The 3227-nt window shown below is 51.6% G+C and carries 2 rRNA genes; both read left to right on the forward strand.

The features are described 5' to 3' along the window. Positions 1-129 precede the first annotated feature (129 nt). Positions 130-3020 (forward strand): 23S ribosomal RNA (locus tag UCMB321_RS28455). Positions 3021-3178: 158 nt separating this feature from the next. Continuing rightward, positions 3179-3227 (forward strand): 5S ribosomal RNA (gene rrf, locus UCMB321_RS31950); the annotation flags it as partial.

Below are 3227 nucleotides of genomic sequence, written 5' to 3' on the forward strand. Positions count from 1 at the left end.
TGTGATAGAAAGATAGACTGAACGTTACTTTCACTGGTAACGGATCAGGCTAAGGTAAAATTTGTGAGCGATTGCAAATTTTCGGCGAATGTCGTCTTCATAGTATAACCAGATTGCTTGGGGTTATATGGTCAAGTGAAGAAGCGCATACGGTGGATGCCTTGGCAGTCAGAGGCGATGAAAGACGTGGTAGCCTGCGATAAGCTTCGGGGAGTCGGCAAACAGACTTTGATCCGGAGATCTCTGAATGGGGGAACCCAGCCAGCATAAGCTGGTTATCTTGCACTGAATACATAGGTGCAAGAGGCGAACCAGGGGAACTGAAACATCTAAGTACCCTGAGGAAAAGAAATCAACCGAGATTCCCTTAGTAGTGGCGAGCGAACGGGGACTAGCCCTTAAGTGGCTTTGAGATTAGCGGAACGCTCTGGAAAGTGCGGCCATAGTGGGTGATAGCCCTGTACGCGAAAGTCTCTTAGTCATGAAATCGAGTAGGACGGGGCACGAGAAACCTTGTCTGAATATGGGGGGACCATCCTCCAAGGCTAAATACTACTGACTGACCGATAGTGAACTAGTACCGTGAGGGAAAGGCGAAAAGAACCCCGGAGAGGGGAGTGAAATAGATCCTGAAACCGTATGCGTACAAGCAGTGGGAGCAGACTTTGTTCTGTGACTGCGTACCTTTTGTATAATGGGTCAGCGACTTATATTCAGTGGCGAGCTTAACCGAATAGGGGAGGCGTAGCGAAAGCGAGTCTTAATAGGGCGTTTAGTCGCTGGGTATAGACCCGAAACCGGGCGATCTATCCATGGGCAGGTTGAAGGTTAGGTAACACTGACTGGAGGACCGAACCGACTACCGTTGAAAAGTTAGCGGATGACCTGTGGATCGGAGTGAAAGGCTAATCAAGCTCGGAGATAGCTGGTTCTCCTCGAAAGCTATTTAGGTAGCGCCTCATGTATCACTGTAGGGGGTAGAGCACTGTTTCGGCTAGGGGGTCATCCCGACTTACCAAACCGATGCAAACTCCGAATACCTACAAGTGCCGAGCATGGGAGACACACGGCGGGTGCTAACGTCCGTCGTGAAAAGGGAAACAACCCAGACCGTCAGCTAAGGTCCCAAAGTCATGGTTAAGTGGGAAACGATGTGGGAAGGCTTAGACAGCTAGGAGGTTGGCTTAGAAGCAGCCACCCTTTAAAGAAAGCGTAATAGCTCACTAGTCGAGTCGGCCTGCGCGGAAGATGTAACGGGGCTCAAACCATGCACCGAAGCTACGGGTATCACGTAAGTGATGCGGTAGAGGAGCGTTCTGTAAGCCTGTGAAGGTGAGTTGAGAAGCTTGCTGGAGGTATCAGAAGTGCGAATGCTGACATGAGTAACGACAATGGGTGTGAAAAACACCCACGCCGAAAGACCAAGGTTTCCTGCGCAACGTTAATCGACGCAGGGTTAGTCGGTCCCTAAGGCGAGGCTGAAAAGCGTAGTCGATGGAAAACAGGTTAATATTCCTGTACTTCTGGTTATTGCGATGGAGGGACGGAGAAGGCTAGGCCAGCTTGGCGTTGGTTGTCCAAGTTTAAGGTGGTAGGCTGGACTCTTAGGTAAATCCGGGAGTCTAAGGCCGAGAGCTGATGACGAGTGTCCTTTAGGACGCGAAGTGGTTGATGCCATGCTTCCAAGAAAAGCTTCTAAGCTTCAGGTAACCAGGAACCGTACCCCAAACCGACACAGGTGGTTGGGTAGAGAATACCAAGGCGCTTGAGAGAACTCGGGTGAAGGAACTAGGCAAAATGGCACCGTAACTTCGGGAGAAGGTGCGCCGGTGAGGGTGAAGGACTTGCTCCGTAAGCCCATGCCGGTCGAAGATACCAGGCCGCTGCGACTGTTTATTAAAAACACAGCACTCTGCAAACACGAAAGTGGACGTATAGGGTGTGACGCCTGCCCGGTGCCGGAAGGTTAATTGATGGGGTTAGCTAACGCGAAGCTCTTGATCGAAGCCCCGGTAAACGGCGGCCGTAACTATAACGGTCCTAAGGTAGCGAAATTCCTTGTCGGGTAAGTTCCGACCTGCACGAATGGCGTAACGATGGCGGCGCTGTCTCCACCCGAGACTCAGTGAAATTGAAATCGCTGTGAAGATGCAGTGTATCCGCGGCTAGACGGAAAGACCCCGTGAACCTTTACTATAGCTTTGCACTGGACTTTGAATTTGCTTGTGTAGGATAGGTGGGAGGCTTTGAAGCGTGGACGCCAGTCTGCGTGGAGCCATCCTTGAAATACCACCCTGGCAACTTTGAGGTTCTAACTCAGGTCCGTTATCCGGATCGAGGACAGTGTATGGTGGGTAGTTTGACTGGGGCGGTCTCCTCCTAAAGAGTAACGGAGGAGTACGAAGGTGCGCTCAGACCGGTCGGAAATCGGTCGTAGAGTATAAAGGCAAAAGCGCGCTTGACTGCGAGACAGACACGTCGAGCAGGTACGAAAGTAGGTCTTAGTGATCCGGTGGTTCTGTATGGAAGGGCCATCGCTCAACGGATAAAAGGTACTCCGGGGATAACAGGCTGATACCGCCCAAGAGTTCATATCGACGGCGGTGTTTGGCACCTCGATGTCGGCTCATCACATCCTGGGGCTGAAGCCGGTCCCAAGGGTATGGCTGTTCGCCATTTAAAGTGGTACGCGAGCTGGGTTTAGAACGTCGTGAGACAGTTCGGTCCCTATCTGCCGTGGACGTTTGAGATTTGAGAGGGGCTGCTCCTAGTACGAGAGGACCGGAGTGGACGAACCTCTGGTGTTCCGGTTGTCACGCCAGTGGCATTGCCGGGTAGCTATGTTCGGAAAAGATAACCGCTGAAAGCATCTAAGCGGGAAACTTGCCTCAAGATGAGATCTCACTGGAACCTTGAGTTCCCTGAAGGGCCGTCGAAGACTACGACGTTGATAGGTTGGGTGTGTAAGCGCTGTGAGGCGTTGAGCTAACCAATACTAATTGCCCGTGAGGCTTGACCATATAACACCCAAGCAATTTGCTGACTCGAAAGAGCACCAGATTGCGGTGTGTGAAGACGAAACGAACCGAAAGTTTGTAACTCACAAAACACCAAGCTGTCACATACCCATTCGCTGGAGCGTGATCTCGCAAGAGAAAACGACCTGGCTACCGAATTTCTTGACGACCATAGAGCATTGGAACCACCTGATCCCATCCCGAACTCAG

Origin of the sequence: Pseudomonas batumici (assembly GCF_000820515.1) — a bacterium.
Lineage (GTDB): Bacteria > Pseudomonadota > Gammaproteobacteria > Pseudomonadales > Pseudomonadaceae > Aquipseudomonas > Aquipseudomonas batumici.